Origin of the sequence: Taurinivorans muris, from assembly GCF_025232395.1 — a bacterium.
Classification (GTDB): domain Bacteria; phylum Desulfobacterota; class Desulfovibrionia; order Desulfovibrionales; family Desulfovibrionaceae; genus Taurinivorans; species Taurinivorans muris.
This window is the reverse complement of sequence record NZ_CP065938.1, coordinates 552,078-574,186: the sequence shown is the minus strand read 5'-3', so window position 1 is coordinate 574,186 and position 22,109 is coordinate 552,078. Positions and strand designations below refer to the sequence as shown.

The 22,109-nt window shown below is 40.6% G+C and carries 21 protein-coding genes; 10 read left to right on the top strand and 11 right to left on the bottom strand.

What is annotated here, in order from left to right; genetic code table 11:
* The first annotated feature begins 192 nt into the window (after positions 1-192).
* The 3 genes from JBF11_RS02615 (at position 193) to JBF11_RS02605 (ending at position 1,718) form a co-directional block, all read left to right on the top strand.
* The gene (locus JBF11_RS02615; RefSeq protein ID WP_334315832.1) at positions 193-492 is read left to right on the top strand and encodes a hypothetical protein; all 300 of its coding nucleotides are present in this window, start codon (positions 193-195) and stop codon (positions 490-492) included.
* 80 nt (positions 493-572) lie between these two features.
* Positions 573-995, top strand: a complete 423-nt coding sequence (locus JBF11_RS02610; RefSeq protein ID WP_334315831.1) for a glutaredoxin family protein — start codon at positions 573-575, stop codon at positions 993-995.
* Positions 996-1,004: 9 nt separating this feature from the next.
* Positions 1,005-1,718, top strand: a complete 714-nt coding sequence (locus JBF11_RS02605) for a tetratricopeptide repeat protein (RefSeq protein WP_334315830.1) — start codon at positions 1,005-1,007, stop codon at positions 1,716-1,718.
* A 137-nt stretch (positions 1,719-1,855) separates the two neighbouring features.
* Here the strand turns inward: JBF11_RS02605 and JBF11_RS02600 are convergent, their stop codons facing one another.
* Complete coding sequence (locus JBF11_RS02600; RefSeq protein ID WP_334315829.1) at positions 1,856-2,419, bottom strand: NUDIX hydrolase; 564 nt, start codon at positions 2,417-2,419, stop codon at positions 1,856-1,858.
* Here JBF11_RS02600 and rimI point away from each other — a divergent pair.
* Positions 2,418-2,849: a ribosomal protein S18-alanine N-acetyltransferase gene (rimI, locus tag JBF11_RS02595; protein ID WP_334315828.1), complete on the top strand. Its 432-nt coding sequence runs from the start codon at positions 2,418-2,420 to the stop codon at positions 2,847-2,849. The genes JBF11_RS02600 and rimI overlap by 2 nt on opposite strands.
* Before the next feature lies 1 nt (position 2,850).
* On the opposite strand, the gene JBF11_RS02590 is transcribed toward rimI, so the two are convergent.
* From JBF11_RS02590 to JBF11_RS02570, 5 genes are read right to left on the bottom strand one after another with little or no spacing between them, the layout of a single operon-like run.
* Complete coding sequence (locus JBF11_RS02590) at positions 2,851-4,443, bottom strand: DNA repair protein RecN (RefSeq protein WP_334315827.1); 1,593 nt, start codon at positions 4,441-4,443, stop codon at positions 2,851-2,853.
* Between the two features lie 14 nt (positions 4,444-4,457).
* Positions 4,458-5,282 carry an ABC transporter permease gene (locus JBF11_RS02585; protein WP_334315826.1) on the bottom strand — a complete coding sequence of 275 codons (825 nt, stop codon included), beginning with the start codon at positions 5,280-5,282 and terminating at the stop codon, positions 4,458-4,460.
* A gap of 1 nt (position 5,283) precedes the next feature.
* Positions 5,284-6,288, bottom strand: a complete 1,005-nt coding sequence (locus JBF11_RS02580; protein WP_334315825.1) for an ABC transporter permease — start codon at positions 6,286-6,288, stop codon at positions 5,284-5,286.
* Between the two features lie 5 nt (positions 6,289-6,293).
* The gene (locus JBF11_RS02575; RefSeq protein WP_334315824.1) at positions 6,294-6,845 is read right to left on the bottom strand and encodes a hypothetical protein; all 552 of its coding nucleotides are present in this window, start codon (positions 6,843-6,845) and stop codon (positions 6,294-6,296) included.
* 31 nt (positions 6,846-6,876) lie between these two features.
* The gene (locus JBF11_RS02570) at positions 6,877-7,497 is read right to left on the bottom strand and encodes a hypothetical protein (protein ID WP_334315823.1); all 621 of its coding nucleotides are present in this window, start codon (positions 7,495-7,497) and stop codon (positions 6,877-6,879) included.
* A 305-nt stretch (positions 7,498-7,802) separates the two neighbouring features.
* On the opposite strand from JBF11_RS02570, the gene JBF11_RS02565 reads away from it, so the two are divergent.
* The 3 genes from JBF11_RS02565 to JBF11_RS02555 all read left to right on the top strand — a co-directional run bounded on the left by JBF11_RS02565 (position 7,803) and on the right by JBF11_RS02555 (position 11,130).
* Positions 7,803-8,744 (top strand): hypothetical protein, encoded by a 942-nt coding sequence (locus JBF11_RS02565; RefSeq protein WP_334315822.1) that lies wholly within the window; start codon positions 7,803-7,805, stop codon positions 8,742-8,744.
* A 107-nt stretch (positions 8,745-8,851) separates the two neighbouring features.
* On the top strand, positions 8,852-9,106 hold the full coding sequence (locus JBF11_RS02560) for a hypothetical protein (RefSeq protein WP_334315821.1): 255 nt from the start codon (positions 8,852-8,854) through the stop codon (positions 9,104-9,106).
* Between the two features lie 809 nt (positions 9,107-9,915).
* A complete protein-coding gene (locus JBF11_RS02555; RefSeq protein WP_334315820.1) occupies positions 9,916-11,130 on the top strand; it encodes a DUF3179 domain-containing (seleno)protein in 1,215 nt (404 codons plus the stop codon).
* Here JBF11_RS02555 and JBF11_RS02550 read toward each other — a convergent pair.
* The 3 genes from JBF11_RS02550 to dnaE are packed head-to-tail and all read right to left on the bottom strand — an operon-like array spanning position 11,127 to position 15,682.
* On the bottom strand, positions 11,127-11,750 hold the full coding sequence (locus JBF11_RS02550) for a hypothetical protein (protein ID WP_334315819.1): 624 nt from the start codon (positions 11,748-11,750) through the stop codon (positions 11,127-11,129). The genes JBF11_RS02555 and JBF11_RS02550 overlap by 4 nt on opposite strands.
* A 7-nt stretch (positions 11,751-11,757) precedes the next feature.
* The gene (queD, locus tag JBF11_RS02545; RefSeq protein ID WP_334315818.1) at positions 11,758-12,150 is read right to left on the bottom strand and encodes a 6-carboxytetrahydropterin synthase QueD; all 393 of its coding nucleotides are present in this window, start codon (positions 12,148-12,150) and stop codon (positions 11,758-11,760) included.
* A gap of 10 nt (positions 12,151-12,160) precedes the next feature.
* The gene (gene dnaE, locus JBF11_RS02540; RefSeq protein ID WP_334315817.1) at positions 12,161-15,682 is read right to left on the bottom strand and encodes a DNA polymerase III subunit alpha; all 3,522 of its coding nucleotides are present in this window, start codon (positions 15,680-15,682) and stop codon (positions 12,161-12,163) included.
* A 271-nt stretch (positions 15,683-15,953) separates the two neighbouring features.
* Here dnaE and JBF11_RS02535 point away from each other — a divergent pair, with 271 nt between their 5' ends.
* Positions 15,954-16,727, top strand: coding sequence for an HD domain-containing protein (locus JBF11_RS02535; protein WP_334315816.1), 774 nt, complete (start codon positions 15,954-15,956; stop codon positions 16,725-16,727).
* On the opposite strand, the gene JBF11_RS02530 is transcribed toward JBF11_RS02535, so the two are convergent.
* A complete protein-coding gene (locus JBF11_RS02530; protein ID WP_334315815.1) occupies positions 16,714-17,625 on the bottom strand; it encodes a DMT family transporter in 912 nt (303 codons plus the stop codon). The genes JBF11_RS02535 and JBF11_RS02530 overlap by 14 nt on opposite strands.
* A 132-nt stretch (positions 17,626-17,757) precedes the next feature.
* Here JBF11_RS02530 and JBF11_RS02525 point away from each other — a divergent pair, with 132 nt between their 5' ends.
* Both JBF11_RS02525 and JBF11_RS02520 read left to right on the top strand, forming a co-directional pair.
* The gene (locus JBF11_RS02525; RefSeq protein WP_334315814.1) at positions 17,758-18,573 is read left to right on the top strand and encodes a TIGR00282 family metallophosphoesterase; all 816 of its coding nucleotides are present in this window, start codon (positions 17,758-17,760) and stop codon (positions 18,571-18,573) included.
* Between the two features lie 32 nt (positions 18,574-18,605).
* The gene (locus JBF11_RS02520) at positions 18,606-19,583 is read left to right on the top strand and encodes an asparaginase (protein ID WP_334315813.1); all 978 of its coding nucleotides are present in this window, start codon (positions 18,606-18,608) and stop codon (positions 19,581-19,583) included.
* A gap of 54 nt (positions 19,584-19,637) precedes the next feature.
* Here the strand turns inward: JBF11_RS02520 and lon are convergent, their stop codons facing one another.
* Positions 19,638-22,097, bottom strand: coding sequence for an endopeptidase La (gene lon, locus JBF11_RS02515; protein WP_334315812.1), 2,460 nt, complete (start codon positions 22,095-22,097; stop codon positions 19,638-19,640).
* Positions 22,098-22,109 lie beyond the last annotated feature (12 nt).

Here is a 22,109-nt window from a genome sequence, read left to right as displayed (position 1 = left end):
GGTGTTTTATTTGAACATGTTATTTTAAATATGCAATTATTTCAACTTAATTTATGTCAAAAAAATGAAAAAAAAGGAAATTTTTGCATTGCGGGAAAGATTTTAAAAATAACTTATCTGTAACAATGTAAAATTATAAATAAAAATAAAAATAGCATGAAAAATGCAAATACATTTGCGGAGGGAAATTTTATGAGTACATTATGTCATGATTTTGCACAATCCGCGTATAATTACGGTTTTGATACGAAAACGTTGAGAACCAATTTTCAATATTCGACTATTGAAAACAATTCCTGCATCGGGCAGGACGCATTGTATATCCTTAAAAAAAGAGCGATGATACGTGATTTATGGAAGCTGATTCCTCTTGATACCGAGGAAAAGACACCGGAAATCGAAAACGGTCTGCTTTTTGATTTGCCGGTTATTTGCAGCAACCCTTATGAATTTTACGGGCAATATTCCGAAAAACAAGTCCCTATTCAATAGAATAGGAAATTTTTACTATACTTTCCTTTAACACTATGGTATTCGTTATGAAAAAGGTTGAATGAAGGAGAGTTTACTCTATGACAGAAGGTATGCTCGTTATTATAAGCGTCCTCTTTATTGCTGCTATTCTTACCGGTATTCTCACAAAGAAAAATACGAAAAAAAATCATACCGACCATGGTGTTCCTTTTGGCTGTGAAGAAAATTTCGCCTTAGCCCTTGATCCTTGCAAAGACGGAAAAACCCTCATGTATGATTTGACAACATGCAGGCATTGCACAAGACTGCAGGAATTTCTGCAAACACATGGTGTCGAGTATAATGACATTGTCGTTGATAAATATATCGGCGATGCAAGAAAAGAAATTGTTGAAAAATTGAAAACATACAATCCGCGGGCTTCCTTTCCGACCGTTATTTTTCCTGACGGGTCTGTTGTTATCGGGTTTCGTGAAAACCTTTTGTTAGAAACGATAGAAAGATTGAAACAAAACGCATAAGGGTTTTTTATGGAATTCACCTCTCAAAATGAAGAAAAATTATTCAAAAAATGGCTTAAGGAATCACCTTTCAATCAGATTTCACAGCAAACCTTTCAGCATGCGGTTCCCGATGAAGAAAAATTATTGAACCTTTTCCGAAAGGACAAGGAATATGTCAAACAAAAACAATTTGTTCCTTTTCAGGAATTTTATGCCGACACCTTTACTGCTTTTTTACCTCAAACCTTAACCGAAGAACAGGAAAAAATACTCAATACTCTTAAATGGCGGTATATCGCACAAAAAATCGATGCAATGAACAAGGTTTTGAAATATGCCTATGATTTGCTTGATAAAGGCGAACCGCAGAAAGCTGTCGACAGTATCAGAAATTTAGCCGAAGCCGGACATCCGGAAGCTTGCTATCTTATGGCGGCTTTCAGTATGCAGGGGCAGCTGGTTCCGCGCGATACGCAAACAATTTTGAACTATGCGGACAAAGCCATGCAGTTTGTCAGCCACCCGCGTACATATATCTTGTTGGCTGGCTTGTATAATGAGGGATATGGAGTTCAGCGCGATGTGCGAAAGGCGATTTCCCTTATTTTGGAAGCCGAACGCCATGCTCCGGAAGACCCGACAGTGTATCCGATGCTTGCCGAATACTACCAAGACGGATATATCGTCGGCAGAGATGTTGAAAAAGCTGCCATCTATGCGTATAAATCAGAGGGAATATAAGAATTTTCATTTAAAAACGTCCGCATAAAAGCGGAGAGTGGTTTTCTGCCCACGAAAAAAACTTGGTTAGGCGTTTTGAAACGGCTGAAACAGCGTTGGACAGTCACCCGCAGGATTTTATCGAGCTGCCGGGGAAATCATTTATATATCCAGTTTGCCCTGTGCGCCCATTTGATAATGGGATTGAACATGTCAGGGTCATAGGCTAAAAGCCCTGCAAATTCATCTTTATCGACAAACATCGCATCTTTCACCGTGTCTTCGTTATAGCGGAATGTCCCATAATGGGGACCGGCATAAAATATTGTCGCCATAACATAAATATCATCCTGCAAATAAGGCAGCGTGGCTATTTCTTTCATTTTGATACTGTCATCGATGTAAAAATGCGTTCGCAATTCCGCATAGGCGGTTCCTTCCGCGCTTTCTCCGGCAAAAACAATGCCATGGCAAGGAAATTCCCAGATATTTTTTGCATTTTGCGTTTGATTTGAATGTTTTTGAACGAACAACACACGATTTTTCTTATCTTTTAAAAGAACGATAATGATACGGTGGTGCATTTTTTTCTTCTTTACAAGATGTTCCGGCATGAGTAAAAAGGGAAGACCGTTGTTGTCGGTAATTTCCACAAGGTTTTTTCTTGTTTCCGAATCAAGAAGATAGGGAAAATCATCATATCGCTTTTTGGAGTTATGCATGGAATATCCTGTTATTAAAATTACAGAAAAACATTTAACACGTGTTGCGGAACTGGAAAGCCTTTGCTTTCCCTGTCCTTGGAATATTGAACAGTTTCAGCATGCTTTGCAGGATGATTTTACCGAACTTTTTGGAATTTGTACAGAAGATGAAAACGTTGTTGCCTATTTGCTTTGCAGTGTCGTCGGTGATTATGCGGAAATTTTAAATATCGCCACACATCCAAGTCAGAGGCGAAAAGGTTATGCGAAAAAGCTTCTTTCTTTTTGGCTCCGGCAAAAACACATTCAAGGTATTCATATTATTCTGGAAGTGCGGGCGAAAAATCTTCCGGCACAAAACTTATACGGATTATTTGGTTTTAAAAAAATTCATGTGAGAAAAAATTATTATCCTGACGATGATGCTCTTGTCATGCAGTTGGAATAAGCTATTCTTTTCCCGCCATGCGTTCCAGTTCCTTTTGCTTTTCTGCTTCATTGAGGCGGACGCAGCGGCTGTATGTTTCATCATCAATAAATTCCTTGGTGATTTTAAAATGATTTCTTCCACGCATAGCCAATTGCGGCCAGTGGGTTATTAAAAGCATTTGCCTTTTTTCCGCCAAAGCGGAAAGACGTTCCGCAACCCGGTTCAATGTTATTCCGCCAACACCCGCATCAACTTCGTCAAAAATAAGCGTTGCGTCTTCATATTGGGATTGCTGTAAGCCGATTACAGCCAATAAGAAACGGGATAATTCACCGCCTGAGGCGATTTTGTCAAGAGCTTGCGGATTTTGTCCGGGGTTCGGCGCCCAAAGCAGGCGAACCGTTTTTTCTATGCAAGGGGATAGGCTGTCTTTTATCACAGCATGTTCAACTAATTCAGGAATGACTTGTACTTTTTCGGAAAAACCGAGTCCGCGCAGCTCTTCTTGCAGGGCTAAGCAAAATTTTGCTGCGGCTTGTTCCCGTGCCGTATTGGTTTGTTCCAAAATTTCCTGCAATGCTTGCGTCAATTCTCTTTCTCTTTTTTCAATATTAATAATGTCAAGATTACAAGCGTCAAGAAAAGAAAGGTTTTCTTCAACTTCTTCTTTAAGAGTTAGAATTTGTTCGATTGAACGGTTGAGTTTACGTTTTAATTGCGCCAATTGGAACAGGCGGGACTCGATTTCATTTAAATTCATTTCACTGTCAACATCTGGACTTGGGATATTTCTGAATTTATTGCCCAATTCTTTCACTTCTTCCTGAAAATTGAGTAAAGCGTCATAAGCTGTTCCCATATCATGGTCAAATGAAGTATCTTTTGTTAAATTTGCAATGACGCGTTCCAATTGGTTCAGCTGCTGAATAAGTCCGCTCGATCCGTCATTGCCGAACAAAATTCCCAAGCCTTCCTCATAGGCTTGCCGAATATGGTCACTGTTTTTAAATTGAAGTCTTAAATTTTCAAGATTTTCCTCTTCATGAGGTTCCGGATCCACTTTTTCGATTTCCGTTTGCTGCATTTCCAAAAGTTCCCGTTTATCTTTCAGAACCGCAATCTTATCCAATAAATCCTTTTTCTCCTGAATGCAGTTTTTAAGAGCCTTGACGCTTTCTTCCTTTTGTTGCAGGAGCGTTTTATTTTCAATGAAATCATCAATGAGACCGGCTTGGAAACTGGGCTGCAAAAGCCTTTGCTGCCCGTGCTGCCCGACATGTAAAATCAGTAACGGACGCAATTCCTTGATAGTATCTTGGTTGCTGACGTTGCCGTTGAGAAAAAATCTGCTTCTTCCCGTTTCAGCCACAAGTTCGCGGCGAAGCATGTATTCTTCGTCGCCTATGTAAAAAATTGCTTCCACTTGCGCTTTTTCTTTGCCTTTTCGCACCATATCCGCACTTAATTTTTCACCGAGCAGAAACTGTATCGCTTTCAGAATAAATGTCTTGCCTGCGCCGGTTTCACCGGTAAGCACATTCATGCCCTGCGTAAAGTCCAATTCCGTATCATCAATCAAAGCTAAATCACGTATTCTCAAATATTCTAACATGACAACCTCATATGCTAACGTTGTTTGAGTCTCGGGTCAAGCATGTCACGCAAACTTTCTCCCAATAAATTATAGCCAAGTACGGTAATGAAAATTGCAAGTCCGGAAAAAAGGGATAACCACGGCGCATTGCTAAGAACATCCTTTCCGTCCAAAAGCATATTGCCCCAGCTGGGATAGGGTGGCTGTACTCCGAGTCCTAAAAAGCTCAAGGACGATTCCACTAAGATGGCGCCTGCGATGCCAAGTGTTGCGGATACGAAAACAGGCGCTAAGGTATTGGGCAAAATATGGACGAATAAGATACGGAATTTACTTGCACCGGACAATTTTGCGGCAAGAACGAAATCACGCTCGCGCAAAGAAAGGGTTTCCGCCCGTACAAGTCTTGTAAGTCCTGTCCAAGAGGTAAGACCTATGACAACCATGATATTCGTGACGCTGGGTTCCAAAAAAGCGATAACCGCCAAAATCAGGAAAAATGAGGGAAAACAAAGCATGATATCCACAAGGCGCATGATAATTTCATCAATAATTCCGCCAAAGTATCCTGAAATAAGTCCGAGAGCTATGCCGATGGCGGAAGAAATGCCCACAGCGATAAAGCCGACCCATAATGAAACCCTCGCCCCATATAAAAGCCTTGTGAAAATATCCCTTCCTACCGCGTCCGTTCCAAGCACGTGCGAAGAACTTGGAGGAAGCAGCATCATGTCGACATTCGGTTCCGTCGGGGAATAAGGTGTTAAATAGGGGGCGAATACAGCAAAAAATGCCATGCATAAAACAATTCCTGTCCCGAGAAAAAATAAAAAATGTTTTTTTATAGGCACAAGCATATTAATTTCCTGTTTTAAGTGAAATCCTCGGGTCAGCCAGTTTGTAACAGAAATCAGCAAGCAAATTTCCCGCGAGCGTAAGCACAGCTCCGAAAACCAAATTTCCCATAATAAGCGGATAATCCCTTGCCATGACCGCATTGTAAAATAATTGTCCAAGTCCGGGAAGCGCAAAAATGCTTTCGATAATCACACTGCCGCCTATAAGACCGGGTATGGAAAGTCCAAGCAGGGTTATTACGGGAAGTAGGGCGTTTCTTAGGGCGTGTTTGTAAATAATGATATTTTTTGTCAGTCCTTTCGCTTTTGCCGTAAGAATATAATCCTGACGTAAAACTTCAAGCATGGAAGAACGTAAAAAACGTGAGGTTCCCGCTAATGCGCCGACTGTTGAAACAAGCACTGGCAAAAACAGATGATGTATGACATCAAGGCATTTTTCCGTAAATGATAAGGTATCGAAATCCAAACTTGTTATTCCGGATAAAGGGACAAGATTATGTTCAATGCCCAAATACAGCATTAAAAGAAGCGCAAGCCAAAACCCCGGCATGGCAAAACCCAAAAAAACCAAGAAAGTAAAAAACTTGTCAATGAATTTTCCTTGATGGACAGCTGAAATTATTCCGATGGGAAAAGCGAAGAAAAGCGCGAGAAGCAGGGAAGTTACGTTCAATCCGACAGTCAGGGGCAAGCGTTCCAAAATGGCGTCAAGGACGGGGCGTCCGTTTCCGGATAAGGAATTGCCAAAATCGAATTGAACCAAACGGGAAAGCCAGTCATAATATTGAATGAAAATAGGTTTATCAAGACCATACAGGGCATTGAGCTTTTCTCTGTATGCTTCGTTGACAAGAGGGTTCAAACTTGTCTGCATATCCGTTGGCGAACCCGGTGCTAAGTGCATGACAAAAAAACTGATGAGGGTAATTCCTAAAAAAACAAGCAATATCCACAAAAGTTTTTTTGAGCAATACAATAAAAAACCAAGCACGGAATAACGCAACTGTGTTATGCTCCTTTGGAAATATCGTGATTTATCCAATCATTTACAGCATGAACTTCTTCATTCCATGCATTTTCGGAAAGTCTGATTTCAAGAAACTGACGGTAAATTTCGTCAATAAGCGCTAGACCTTCGGTGATGAATTGCATTTTTATATAAAATGTTGCGTCTTCGTCAGCGTCATTCATATTTTCTTTTGCAATCGCAGGAGTTTTAAAAGAATTTAAACAAAAATCTTCCGCTTTCAAAGCGACTTGCCAAACCATTTCATCTTTGTAAAAATTGACCAAAGCGCGCACGACCTTTTTTCCTGTGGAAAGTCCGAGCCTCGCTTCACGAAGCGGAGAAAATGAGCCGGAAACAGAAGCGGTTTCCTGATGTTCGCCTTCGCCGCCGCGCACGACCAGACGTTGTTCAATGCGCACATGAAAACTGTATTCATCATTTTTCGCGCGGAAAAGCCCGTTGGCGTATTCACTTCTGTACCAAAGCCATGTAAGAAATTCTTGTCCTAATAAAATATCTATATTATCACCAAGATAGGGAACGTCAGCCATATTGTTTTCCTTTACTTAACGGTATTTTTAATTAATCGATATTGAACGTTGTCGGTTCAAGACTGTCAAGTTCTTCTTCACAGCCAGCGCCCAAGATTTTTTGCGCAAGGGTATAAGGAAGCATTTGCTCAATCGCAACATTGAAACTTCTGACAAAATATTCACTGAATAAATCGATGATTTTTCTTTGTGTGGAAGCAAAATATATTGTTTTATTGGCATAATCCCAAATAACTTCAAAAACAGCAGGAATAGGAAGCGTTCTTGCCCGCAAGCGAAGTTTCACCTGTTCGATGATTTCTTTTTTTCTGTCCTTGCTGATGTATTTTTTGCCAAACTCCGCAAGTTTTTCCTCTTCTTGGCGAAGAGCTATGGTCACATGTTTCTTTATGACAGCCGGCGCAATTCTTCGTGTGTCAATGCGAAGAGCGAAAACAAAAAATTCGGCCTTGCGGGGGCTTGTTTCGGAAAACCCCGTATCAAGCATGTCATCAAAGCTTGTCCAGCCGTATTCGCGTTCGTCAGCGGTATCGTCAATATCCCTCGCTGCAAATTTTCGTAAAATTTCCTCTATATTTTCATGCAGTTCCGGAGTGATGTCATCAAGAACCCTAAACCGTGTGAAACTTGTGCTTGGCTTGAGAAAACTCATAATTACCTCTTATAAAATGTATCTCAATACTTTTACTGTATTCAATGCATTGACGCAAGATTAAAAAAATCATTTTTTTTAGTAAAGTTTTTAGGATGTTATACGATATGATAGTTAAAGGTTGTGATAATCACCTTGAAATATTCATCTTCATAAGACTCCTAACAGGGCAGGGAAGCTGTAAATGCGGCTTCCTGTCTTGGTTTAATAGGGCAGTTTATTAGTAAAAAGTACATTGCAAATCTCGTGTGTCCTGAACGCCTGACCATTCAAACAAAAACGCTTGATATAGAGCGTGTGAAACCATGAACGTTTCCGCAAGCACCGCGGTCAATCTGAACACGCCGAACACCGTTATTTCCGGCAACGTGTCAACGGGAACCGGCGGTGCTGTCGGCAGGAAAATAGAAAAAGAGGCGGATGTTTCGGAAAAGAAGAAACAAATAAAAAACGCTCTCAGGGAAATAGCAAACGGTAAAGAGGAAGTAGCCTTACCAAAATTACGCAATGATCTTGAACAATACGGCGGCACCAATGATGTAACGCTTATACGCGGCAATAAAAAAGAAGGCATTGTACATATTATTGAAAACGGCAGGGAGCATTATTTAGGGGATATTTTAGATACTGTTGTTGAAGGGAAAATTGAAAGAAGAACAGAAAGTAACAATTCGATAGTTCTTCAAAAAGATAACATACAAGCAGTGTTACGATTAGAAAAAAATGGAGAGAAAAAAACATGGCTGCTTACAGGCTGGGATATAAGAACAGACCCAAAAGAAGAAAAACAGGAATATTTAAAGAAAGGTCTTGTATCAGATGAATGGGGAAAGGTTTGTACAATACACCCACCTACGCAAGCAGAGCCTATTCTTTGTCGTCTCTGCTTGGGAGCTGATAAAGACCTTGAAGAAATAATAAACCAACTAAAGAAAAAGTCAAGAAACAAGAGTATGGCGCAGGATATGAACACAATCAAAAAAGAAATTCGTGAAGAAATGAGAGCGACAGAGCTGGCTGTGCGGGAAGTCATGCCGCTTGCGGGCGAGTTTGACAGTATGGCTTTTGACAGCGCAGGTCAGGTATATCTGAAAGCATGCAGGGTTCTTGGCGTACTGGCAACAGTCCAATCCGCCCGCGACGTATACAGGGCTGTGTTTGCGGCAAAAAGCGGCATGATTTTTGGTAAATGCACGGCAATGGGCAGCAAGCCGATAAGTGGCTTTCAATCACGGTTTGACAGGTGAATTATGGATAAAAGTCTATTACTGGACGGCAACTGGGACATCGGGCTTGACGGCAGCAATAACCTCGCTTGGACATCAGGAAAATATGACGTCGCGCAAAATGTGGCATGTGTGCCTGCCGTGCTTTCACGGAAGATATGTATTTCAACCAAGAGGACGGCATACCGCATTTTTATACGGATATTTCAAATTCAAGGCAGATAAACCCCGCCCTGCTCGCCTACCATATGGAAGGCGAAGCCTTGAAGTTTCCGGAGGTGAACAGCGCGAAACTTGGCGATTTGTCTTTTGAAAACCGGGTTATGCACGGCAATCTGCAATTGACCCTTGAAAACGGAGAAATAATTTATGTCACAATATAATATCATTTTCGACGCCGAAAAAGGTTTGCAGGTTCCGGAAACGGATAAAATTCTAGCTAAACCTTGACTGCCGCTTATACGACTGTCCCCGTAAGTTTATGATTGAGGAGCACATCAAAAAATGCATATCCCAAAAGTATACCTGAAGATTTTTTATTCTCCATTAGCTTAGCTGGTACTTTTTACAACCAAAAGACCAAGAACTTAATCGGTCTTTTTATTTTTGGAATGAAATTTCCATATATAAAATGAAGAAAGATAAAAAATATCCCGAAATCTTATGCAGAACATCTCGCTCGCATACACAATATTATCAATGTTTAGTATTTTTTGATAGATAAAAATAAAACAATGAATAAAGCAATACAAAGAAAAAGCATTTTATCTCCAATCAAAATAATCAAGAAACTGGTATAAATGTATTTTCATAATCTTCTTAATTTTATCAAAGCTTGGAATTATTTTTATCACCTTGATAAAATTTTATCAAGTTTGTGTATTATGGTGTTGTAATCTAATAGGAATTGAACTAAGACTTTCATATATTAATTGAAAAAATGTTTTTTCAAAGTTTACATAATTTACATTATGGGACAAATTGATTTATCATAGGAATATTCCCTATTCAAGGTCCGCTTATTTCAACCAGGAAAAGCAATTTGTAAAAATTTGTAAAACAGATTGTTTTTTTATTTTTAATTGTTGCTGCTAATCCGCACAGGAATAAGAATTTTTCCTGCTTTGAATGTTCCGCAGGCTTTTTTTGACTATTTTTAAAAGATTGTTATACTTCTTTTCAGGAGTTTGTTATGAAATACAAAGCATGCGTTTTATCTTTTTTTATTGTTTTGACAAGTATTTTATTTTTTAATTCAAGATGTTATTCATTTCCGCAATCGCAGCAGGACTTGGAATATATTGCCGAACATTTGGTTTTCACCGGAATTGATTCCGACAATTTGCAGCCCCTTGTAAATCCGGAGTTCACAACGGTAAGTTTGGCCTCAATGGCATTGGATGAGAACGATATTGTGTTCATTGTGGCTACCGGTTCACTAAAACCGTTGCAACAGCGTGAAGTCATTATTTTACCGCAAAAAATCATGGTTTGGCATGAGGTGCTGAACATTATCGAATCTGACAAAGCATTTGCCGTAACATACAGTCCGATTTCAGGAACATTGGCAACATATAATACGAAAAGGGACGATTTATATTTGCAGCTTCAGGCTGACGGCAGACAATACAATGCCAACAGCGTATTAATGGATATCAATACCAACAGCCGCTGGTCGCAGATGTACGGATTGTGTTTTTTAGGAACTCTCACGGGACGCGGTCTTGAGCTTATGCCGACATACTGGACGACATGGGATAAGGCACGTGAATATTTCATGGATAAGGAAAACGCAAAAGTGCTGCTGACTCCGAGAACCAAAAAACGCTATGGAAAAGACCCCTACGGTTCGTATCTTGACCCTGAGAGTTTTTATTATAATGACCAGCTCGTTTATCCGGTTTCCAATATCGATACGCGGATGAGGCTGAAAGATATGGTTATCGGTTTGGAACTTGATAAAAAACTTATCGCAATCAATATAAATTACGTGAAGAAAAAAGGCATAGTCAATTTTTTCTTTGATAAATACGCCTTAGTTGCCGTACATGATAAAAAGCTCGATGTTGTACGCATTTTTGACAGAACCGTATGGCTGGGCAAAGACCCGCTCGTTATTGTCAAAGGCACAAACAGAAATTTTAAAGACTTGCAGACGCAAAGCACATGGGATTTCGACGGCGTGTGCAGAAACGGAAATTACTTGGGGTCTTTTATGAAAGAATATTATGGCATTTATGCTTTTTGGTATAGTTTTGCCGCACATAATCCCGAAACAGAACTTATTCCCGGAAAAAGCGAAGTTCCTGATTCCGCTTTGGAAATCGGCGTTTTTCAAGATAAAACAATTGGCGAAGATTTGAAAGGTCCTGTTGAAAACAGCGATATGGCTATTCCTTGGAATTAATCCCATTCCAGATATGCCATTCCGATACCGCCAATACCAAAGCTTTTACGCTGAAGAACAGTTATTGAACTTTCCGGTAAAATTGCCGGCAATTCATATAAAATACCTTCCAAAGCTCCCCTTTTCAGGTATGACTTCATATTTTCTAGCTGTGAATTTTGCACGGATTTTTTTCTGTTTTCATAATAAAGGCTTATGTATTGCCCTAAAATAACAGGTAAATATCCAAGATAGGCTATATTTCTCTCCGGATTTTCATATTCGAGAAAAATCGCTTTTGATGCGCTTTGCCTCATTTGCCTGATAAAATGAATTTGCTCTTCCCTATTTTGCGTATGCAGGTTGAAAAGCGAAACAACAATATCATATTCATTGACGGTCAAAGAAAAGCAAGGAACAGTTTCTCCCTGCGTAACGATTTGAAATTCTTTATCAAGTATTGTGGTTGGCAAAGAAAAATTTTTGCATGCCACAGCAAAATCGCAAATATTGTCATTTTCATCGCTTTTTAAAATATTTTCAATGGCGACGACAGAATTTATCCTATGGTCGGAATAAATGGTTTGAGCGATTTTAAAATACAATTTATGATAAAAAGAATGCAAAACAAAATTACGCATGGCTCAATCAATCTTTAATTTCCCGATATGTCGCCGTTTGGGCTGATTTTTCACTGATACTCACACTGTACAACCTTACAGGAAACTCTTTTAAACGGGGTTCGATACATTTCCATAAGTATCTTGCGATATTTTCGGAAGAAGGATTGATTTTGTCAAATGGCGGTGTTTCATTTAAAACACAGTGGTCAAGTTTCTGCAATTCCTCCCGCAGAATTTTTTTCAACACTGTGAAGTCCGCCACAAGTTCCGTATCTTCCGTAAGGGTATCCCCTTCAACAACAAGTTCCGCCAAATAATTATGCCCATGCATATTTTCACATTTGCCTTGGTAATTACGCAGGGCATGGGCGGAAGAAAAGCCTTCCCGCACTGTCAACTGCCAAAAAGAACGTGCCATGTATTCCTCTTTATTGCGTGTCGCAAAATGTTTTTATATCCCGATAAAATTCAGGCGTTGCCTTAATGTTCCAATTTTCGCCGAACTTCAATTGACAGGCAAATTCGCCGTCAACTTTTACCCAAGCGTAGAAAGGAGCCTTTCCCCTATGTTTTTGCAATATTTGTTTGAATAATGCGGTATCTGCGATTTGTTTTGAGCCGAAATCAATGCAAACTTCCTTATGGCAATTTTCACACGCTTCCAAAAGCGGTATCATATTTTCCGCAAGAAGTTTCAATTCGACTTTGGCTTCTTCATCATCGTCCTTATCTTCGTCAAAACTGTTTTCTTCAACTTGGCTCTTATCGACAGTTGCCGTTAAATAATAAAGATTATTTGATTCTTCTGAAAAATACGAACGCAGTTCTTCATATTTTTTTGGAAAAATGATCAGTTCCCCATGTCCCGTCAAATCTTCGATTTGCAAAAACGCCATTTTTTTGCCCGTTTTGGTTATGATTTCTTTTATTCCCGTAACCAAAACTGCGGTATTGATAAGCGCCTTGTTATCCATTTGTTTGACATCTTCAAGGGGAATGATGCCTAGCCGTTCAAAATCTGTCTTATACGCCTGCAAAGGATGGGAAGTTAAATAAAATCCCAAGGCTTCTTTTTCAAAATTGATTTTTTCTTCTTCCACCCATTCGGGAAGGCTGTTTTCATGGCAGGTAAAGCCAATTCCGCCTTGACCGGTTTCTTCGTCCATCGGTGCGAACATGAGAAGCGACACTTGTCTTGATTCTTTTTCTTTTTGCTTTTTTGCGACTTTGGCAAGAACGCTTTCCATACTTGCCAAAAGCCCGTTGCGTGACACACCGAAACAATCCAATGCGCCGGATTTTATGAGATTTTCCAATACCCGCTTGGTAACCTTACGAAGATTGACCCGCAGGCAAAAATCATAAAAAGACTTATAAGGTCCTTTTTCTTCCCTGTTGCGCACAATTTCATTGATTGCTTCATCACCAACGGTTTTTACCCCGCCTAATCCATAAATGATGCAATCGTCATCCGGAGTGAATTCCCGTCTGCTTTTTTGAATGTCAGGAGCTTTGACTTTTATGTTCATTTCATTGCAAACAGCGACATATTTTAAAATTTTGTCCTGATTTCCGATTTCAGAGCTCAGCAATGCGCTCATGAATTCCACAGGAAAATATCTCTTTAAGTACGCGGTATGATACGAAATAACAGCATATGCGGCGCTGTGTGCCTTATTGAAACCGTATTCGGCGAATTTTTCCATAAGGTCGAAAATTTCATTCGCCTTATCTTCAGGAACCCCGCGCTTTCCGGAACCGTCAAGAAAAATGCCCCGCTGCTGAGCCATTTCTTCAGGCTTTTTCTTACCCATGGCGCGGCGCAGCAGGTCCGCACCGCCAAGCGTGTATTGGGCGACGATTTGGGCGATCTGCATGACTTGTTCCTGGTATACGATAACACCATAAGTATCTTTCAAACAAGCTTCCAATTCCGGCAAAGGATAGGTAACTTCGACTTCTCCATGCTTTCTTTTGCAAAATTCATCGACCATGCCGGAGTTAAGCGGTCCGGGACGGTACAGCGCAAGCATAGCGATCAAATCTTCAAAACAGCTCGGACGCAGCATTCTCAGATATTTGCGCATGCCTGTGCTTTCAACTTGGAAAACCCCGTCCGTATCCCCTTTTGAATACAAATCATAAATCTGTGGGTCGTCAAAAGGAAGCGTATCCAAATCGGGCGGCGTTTTTCCCTGATGAAGGATATTTTTAATGGCTTTATTGATTAATGTGATGGTTCTGAGTCCCAAAAAGTCAAATTTCACCAAACCGACTTTTTCCACGATTTTCATGTCGAATTGGGTGACAAGTTCGTCTTTCTTGCCTTTAAAAAGCGGCAAATATTCATGCATGGGCTTATCGGACACGACAACACCGGCGGCGTGAGTGGAAGCATGACGGGAAAGCCCCTCCAGACGCAGACAAATATCGATAAGCCGTTTGGAAGAAGGATTTTTATCGTATTCTTCTTTAAATTCTTTATTGTTGGCAAGGGATTTTTCAAGGGTGATCCCCAAATCATCGCCTAAAATCTTACAAATCCTGCTTGTATCCTGAAAAGAAAGACCAATGGCGCGTCCCACATCGCGGATGACGGCTTTTGCTTTCATCTTACCGAACGTGGCGATTTGGGCGACTTTGTCCTTGCCGTATTTTTGGGAAACATACTCCACAACTTCAAGACGCCTGTCTTCGCAGAAATCAACATCAATATCAGGCATGGAAACACGTTCCACATTGAGAAAACGTTCAAAAAACAAATGGTAAGGAATAGGGTCAAGGTTCGTGATACGAAGCGACCACGCAACCAAGGAGCCGGCAGCGGAACCGCGCCCGGGACCAACGGGGATCCCTTTGTTTTTAGCCCAGTTGATAAAGTCCTGCACGATAAGGAAATAGCCCGGAAAGCCCATGCCGCAAATGACATTGAGCTCCATTTCAAGCCGTTCCTTATATAAATTTATATCAAGAGTATCCCGTTTAGGATGTTTTTCAATCCGTCTTTCCAAGCCTTCCCTGGCAAGTTTTCTAAATTCCGTTTCAAGGGTCATGCCTTCGGGCAATTCATAAACAGGAAAATGATAAGGAGGAGTTTTTAATTGGATTTCCAATCCCTTACATTCATCAGCAATTTTAAGGGTATTTTCAATAGCGTCAGGATGGTCTTTAAAAGACGCTATCATTTCCTCCGGAGTTTTGTAATAAAGGTCTTTGGCATCGAATTTCCAGCGGTTTTCATCAAATTCCGTACGCTGCTGCTGGACGCAAAGCAAAATGTCATGGGCTTCCACATCGTTGCTGTTCAGATAATGGCAGTCGTTTGTGGCGACAATGGGAAGTTTTGTTTCGTGGGCGAGCTCGTAAATCCTGTTATTGACCAAACTTTGCTCCGGCAAGGTGTTTGACTGCACTTCAAGATAAAAACTGTCGGGATAAAGACTTGCATATTCCTTGGCAATGGTGATTGCGTCTTCAAATGTTCCGCCTCCCTGAATAAAAGCGTTATTGCCCCGCAAAGTGCGCGGAATTTCACCCGCAATACAGGCGGATAAGGCGATGATCCCTTCATTGTATTGAGCCAAAAGTCCTTTATCCACACGCGGCTTATAATAATATCCGTCTAAAAAGCTTCGGCTGACCAAAGCAATCAAATTCTGATATCCCTGCTTGTTTTTTGCCAATAAGATGAGGTGGTGCCGAATTTTCGCAAGTTCGCTCGTGCTGTCTTTATGGTCTTTTGTAACGTAGACTTCACAGCCCAAAATGGGGGTGATTCCATGATCTTTGCAGGACATGTAAAAATACGCTGCGCCGTGCATATTTCCGTGGTCGGTGATGGCTGCGGCGGGCATACCCAAGCTGCTCGCTTTTTTTGTCAAATCACCAATCCTTATCGCACCGTCAAGCAAACTGTATTCCGTGTGACAATGTAAATGTACAAAAGACATAAGAAACTCCTCTGCTTTAATTAGTCCAAAAAAAAATATTTTTCAAGCGGAATAATGCTTGACTTAAATGTTTTTTTTTGAAAGTATTCAAAAAATTATTTATAATTTCGGTGAGTTATGAATACCATATATGGTCTTTTGGAAACAAAGTTTTTAAACATGCTGCTTATGTTCGCCGTTTGTTTTGTTTTTATTTTTTTCCTGCGCTTCTTGTACGGACCACGCGGAATTTTAAGAAAAAATTTATGGAAAAACACGGAAGAAAAGAAACATGACAAATAATTACGCACGGCACGAACAAAATTTTTTAACCTATGTCGATTCTTTTTTACAAAACAAAAATGAACCTTGTTTGATTTTAAAAAGAGAACACACGCTGCGTGTGGTTAGCAATACGGAACATATCATCAACCGCTTGGATTTATCCGAAGAAGACCGGTATTGCGCAAGATTGATCGCTTTATATCACGATATCGGCAGATTTTTGCAATACGAAACCTATAAGACCTTTCTTGACAGCGCCAGTAAAAACCATGCGCATATCGCAATACAGGTTTTGAAAAAATACAATATGCTGGATAACGAGCCTGAAACCATACGAAAAAAAATCTTATCCGCAATCATATTGCACAACAAATTGGAATTTCCTAAAAAATTGCCTGAAGAAATACTTGTTCTTGCCAAAATAATCCAGGATGCCGACAAACTGGACATCATATTTGTCATGGCTGAAAATTTCACGCACAGCTTGCCGGAAAAAGACAGCGTCGTTTTGCATGTGAAAGATGAGCCGGAAGCGTATTCCGAACATATTTTGGATTTGGCGATACGGAAAATGCCGATAAAGTATACCGATCTTGTTTATGTGAACGATTTTAAAATATTGCTGTGCGGCTGGATATTCGGTTTGCATTTCAAGGAAAGTTTAAAACTGCTCAGCCGGCAAGGATATTTGCGAGCCATTCTTTCGTCTTTGCCTGACGGACAAGATATACGAATTTTTCAATCCATGATAAACAAAGAACTGTGCATTAATGATTTTTGAAACATGTGCAGATGAGAACCCCGCCAAGAACCATTGTTCCGCCGATGAGCTGAAAAATACCGATTGTTTCATTTATTAAAATAACGGCAAAGAATGAGCCGAAAACAGGAACAAGGTAGTAAATTATTCCCGTACGGACGGCGCCGATAAGTTCAATGGCTTTGTTCCAACAAATATACGCCACCAAAGAAGAAAAAATTCCAATATAGAGAACCGCTCCAAAATCTTTGAGGGAATGAATGACCGGAAGCGCCTGATTGAAAATCAGACAGCTTGAAAAATTTGTCATGAACGCAATGATGAATGTTGTTTCCAAAAATACCCAAATATTGATTTTTTCTTTAAACAAACGTAATGATATTGAATATAAAGCAAAAAAGAAAGAACACCCCAAAGTCCAAAAATGCCCTACCGTAAAATTCACCTCTTGAAAAATTTTAAAATTTCCTTTTGTCAAAAGCACGCAAACACCAATCAATGCGATAATTGAACCCATAATCCAAAAAGGATTTATTTTTTCCTTGAAAAAAATCCATGATAAAAACATCATAAGCAAAGGCGAAGTCGCCATTAAAATAGTCATATCGACAGCAGGAGCGGTATGAGGTGCGTTATAAAGAAGCAAGTTGCTGAAAAAACAACCGATACCGCCGTAAAAAAGCATTAATTTCCATTCCTTGAAAATATACGGAATATCCTGCTTCATATGTTTCATTGCAAAAGGAAAAGCAAAAATCATCGCGATAAGCCACCGCCAGTAACTCATTTCCAAACCGGAATAGGCATTGGCGAGAATTTTGGCGGCAATAAAATTCCCCGCCCAAATAACGGTTGCCGCCATGGCTAACATATTTCCGAGAAAAAATTTTTTTGTCTGGTTTTGCGTTTGTTCACTCATAAAAAATATCCATTAAATTCAATGTAATCAGTCTAGTTTTTTTTATAAAAATTTGCAAGGGGGCAAAAGTCCTGCTTGACGAAAATTTCATATTTTTGCATGGTAGGCAAAACAAATTTGTCAGGATAAAAAATGAGAGTGTTAGCATTGGGCGATATTTGCGGAAGCATTGGCAGACAAGCCGTAAGAAGCCGTATCCCTTATTTGAAAGAAGAATTGAACATTGATTTTGTCATAGCGAACGGTGAAAACAGCGCAGGCGGAGTCGGCATCACCACATCAACGATAAATGAACTTTTAAATGCTAAAATCGACTGCATAACCGGCGGCAATCACAGCTGGAAAAACCGTGAAGTTTACGGAAAATTTGAAAGCGAACAAAGAGTGCTGCGCCCTAAGAATTATCCGGAACCTGCGCCGGGACGGGGGGCAAATATTTTCATTTTGCCGGACGGAAGAAAAATCGCGGTTTTGAATATTGAAGGAACAACATTCATGGACGCGCTTCCCTGTCCTTTTCAGGCTGCTTTTGATTTTGTCAATTCACTGGATGATGAAATCATTTTTCGTTTTGTCGATTTTCATGCGGAAGCGACAAGTGAAAAAAAATCAATGGGTTTTGCATTGGACGGTAAAGTAAGTGCTGTTTTTGGCACGCATACCCATGTTCAAACCGCTGATGCCCAAATTTTACCGAACGGCACTGCGTATATGACTGATTTGGGAATGTGCGGGGTCGAACAGTCTTGTTTGGGAATGAGTTTTGAATCGGTATTGCCCCGTTTTTTGACAAAACGGCCTTCAAGTTTTCAACGCGCTGTGGGTCAGGGAGCTTTAAACGGCTTATTGATGGAATTGGATGATAAAACCGGAATGGCGCTATCCGTGGAACTGTTCAGGGAAAATGCGCCGCGTACAAAAGCAGCCATACTGAATACCGAAGAATAATTTTATAATACCACACCAATAATAAAAGAATTATGCAGCAAATCCACATCATTGCAACCGGCGGCACAATTTCAGCCAAACAAACCGAACACGGCGCGAAACTTGGAAAAACCCCGATACAAAATCTTGCATCAAAACTCGACATTCCGTTTTCCTGCGAACTTGTTTATCATGAAATAGCCGCCATTGACAGCTCATTGATGACATTCGATTTGGTATATGAAATAACTGAGCATGTTCATAAAATATTTTCCAATACAGCCGCTCTCGGAATCATAATAACCCATGGTACGGACACATTGGAAGAAAGCGCCTATTTTTTAAGTCTGTGCTATCCTGAAAATGAAAACAGACCGGTCATCGTAACCGGTTCCCAGCGCTCCGGTGATGAACTCGGAAGCGACGCCCTTTCCAATTTGCAGCATGCGGTTTGGACTGTCTGTTCAGAAAAAATCCGAAATTCAGGTGTGACCGTTCTTTTTAATCAGGCGCTTTTCATGCCCAAATACGTCCATAAATCCCATACGCATTTTTTGCAGGCGTTCACAGCTCAATATTACGGCATGTTGGGAACTGTCGACAGAGGAAATGTGCATATCGCGCAAGTTCCCCGTGAACAGGAATATTTTAAGATAAAACCGCCTTTTGCCAATATTGATATTTACAAAGCAAGTTTAAATTGCACCGGCGACATACTCGGCTATTATGAAAAATTGAAATACCAAGCCATCATCATAGAAGCGTTCGGGCGCGGCAATGTAACCGAAGAACTTGCCAAGAACATCGAAAAACTTATCAATTCAGGTTGTTATGTCATAATCACTTCTGACTGTGCAAACGGCGGTGTCGCCGATTGTTATGATTTTTCAGGAGGGCTTGGAAAATTAATCAGATATGGGGCAATTCCGGCTTTCGATTATTCCGCAAAAAAAGCCCGTATCAAAATGGCTGTTCTTTTGGCAAGCGGCATTACGGACAAACAAGAAATTTACGGATATTTTCAAAATTAAAAAAAGCCTTTTTTGAACTGGAAAAAATATCCAAATCAAAAAAGGCTGTTATATTTAAAAAATCAATTTTCTCACATCATCAACATGCGTTACCGGATGCACCGTGATTTTTTCCAATAGTTCGGCAGGAATATCTTCCAAATCTTTCATATTCTGTTTCGGAATAATCACATCTTTCAAGCCTCGGGTAACAGCCGCCAGGATTTTTTCTTTAATACCGCCAACCGGCAATACTCTGCCGCGCAAGGTTATTTCCCCCGTCATGCAGTATTCGGATTTTGCCGACACATCGAGCAAAGAAGATAAAATGGCGGCAAACAATGTCACGCCCGCGGAAGGTCCGTCTTTCGGAGTCGCTCCTTCCGGAACATGGATATGCAAATCGTATTTTTCATAAAAATCTTCTTCCACTTTCAAGATGTCCGCATGGCTGCGTATATAGGAAACAGCGGCTTGACAGCTTTCTTTCATAACATCGCCGAGTTGTCCGGTAATCTGAACAGCTCCTTTTCCTTTCATTTTTGAAACTTCCACAAAAAGCACATCGCCGCCCGATTGCGTCCACGCAAGCCCTGTCGCAACACCGGGGAGCAATTTTTTTTCACGTTCTTCTTCCAAAAATCTTGGAGCTCCGAGGAGTTCTTCAATCATTTTAGGCGTAACGGAACAATATGTGATTTCATGTTCCGCCACTTTCCTTGCCACTTTGCGGCAAATCGCCCCGATTTCCCGTTCCAGATTGCGCAAGCCGGCTTCACGCGTATATTCACGGATTACTTTTTTAATGGAATTATCCGTGATTTTTATTTGTTTTTCCGTAAGACCGTTATCAAGTATTTGCCGTTTGAGAATATACGATTTTACAATAGCAAGTTTTTCAAGTTCGGTATAACCTGAAATACGTATGATTTCCATCCTGTCACGAAGCGCATGCGGAATAGAATCAATATTGTTGGCTGTGCATAAAAACAAAACCTTTGACAAATCGAATTCGACATTCAAATAATGATCGCTGAAATGGCTGTTTTGTTCGGGGTCAAGTGCTTCAAGCAAAGCAGAACTTGGGTCCCCTCTGAAATCATTGCCCAATTTATCGATTTCATCAAGCACGATCACGGGATTTTTGGTACCTGCATTTTTCATCGCCTGAATGATCCGACCGGGCATGGCACCGACATAGGTTCGCCTGTGTCCTCTGATTTCAGCTTCATCCCGCATACCGCCCAAGGAAATACGCTGAAATTTCCTATTCATAGCCTTGGCAATGGAACGACCCAAGGAAGTTTTGCCCACCCCCGGAGGACCTACGAAACAAAGTATCGTCGCCTTTGACTGCGGATTTAATTTTCTCACGCTCAAAAATTCCAAAATCCGGTCTTTTATTTTAGTTAGTCCATAATGGTCGGCGTCAAGCAGTTTTTTGGCTTTGGCGATGTCCAAAATATCTTTTGTGGTCTTTTTCCACGGCAATTCGACAAGCCAGTCCAAATACGTGCGCACGACGTTGGCTTCAGCCGAATCAACACCCATATTCGACAAACGGTACAGTTGTTTTTTCGCTTCCGCTTTCGCTTCTTTGCTGAGCCCTATTTTCTCCAAATTTTCCCGCAGCGTGTCAAGCTCTTCGTCCATATTGGCATTTTCGCCGAGTTCGGAACGTATGGCTTTGATTTGTTCACGTAAATAATAGGTCTTTTGAGCTTTATCCATGCCTTCGCGGGCAATATTTTGAATTTTCGCCTGCAAATCGGCAATTTCGACTTCTTTTAAAAGGTGTTTTATAACAATGTTCAAACGTTCGACAGGGTCTAAACATTCAAGCATGACTTGAGCTTCATCGGCTTTTATCCGCATATTTGACGCTATTAAATCCGCTAATTTTCCGGGTTCGTCAACCTGCATTAAAATCGCCATGATTTCAGCAATAGGCACACCGCGAAGCTGCAGGATTTTTTCGCTGTATTCACGGGCGAGCCGTATCCTTGCCGTAACTTCAGGGTTGATATCGGCGGTTTTTTCCTTGATAAGTTCAATAAATACCTGCGGATATTCCGCTTTGGCGATTTCCCCTAAACATTTGGCACGGCTTATTCCCTGTATGAGGGCTTTGATGTGTCCGTTCGGCAGCTTCACCATCCGCAAAATAAGTCCCACTGTTCCGATAGCGTATAAATCGTTTATTTTCGGTTCATCGACAAAACTGTCTTTCTGTGCGGTGATAAAAATGAATTTAGAGCTGTTATACGCTTTTTCTATAACCGCAATGCCGCTTTCACGCGTTTCGTATATGGGCATGATCATTGAATTGAAAAGCACATTTTCACGTAAAGACAACAGACCGATTTCATGAGGAACTTCATTGAGCAGTGCTTGTTCATTAATAAAAATTTCCTCTTGTTCAGTCGGAACGGAATCTACTATTTTTGTTTCTTTTGCAGCGCTTTTTTTAGGTCTGCCCCTTTTTTTGGGCTTATCTTCGATTTCAAAATTTTCGTCGTCTTTTTTCTTTACCATTACGCTATCCTG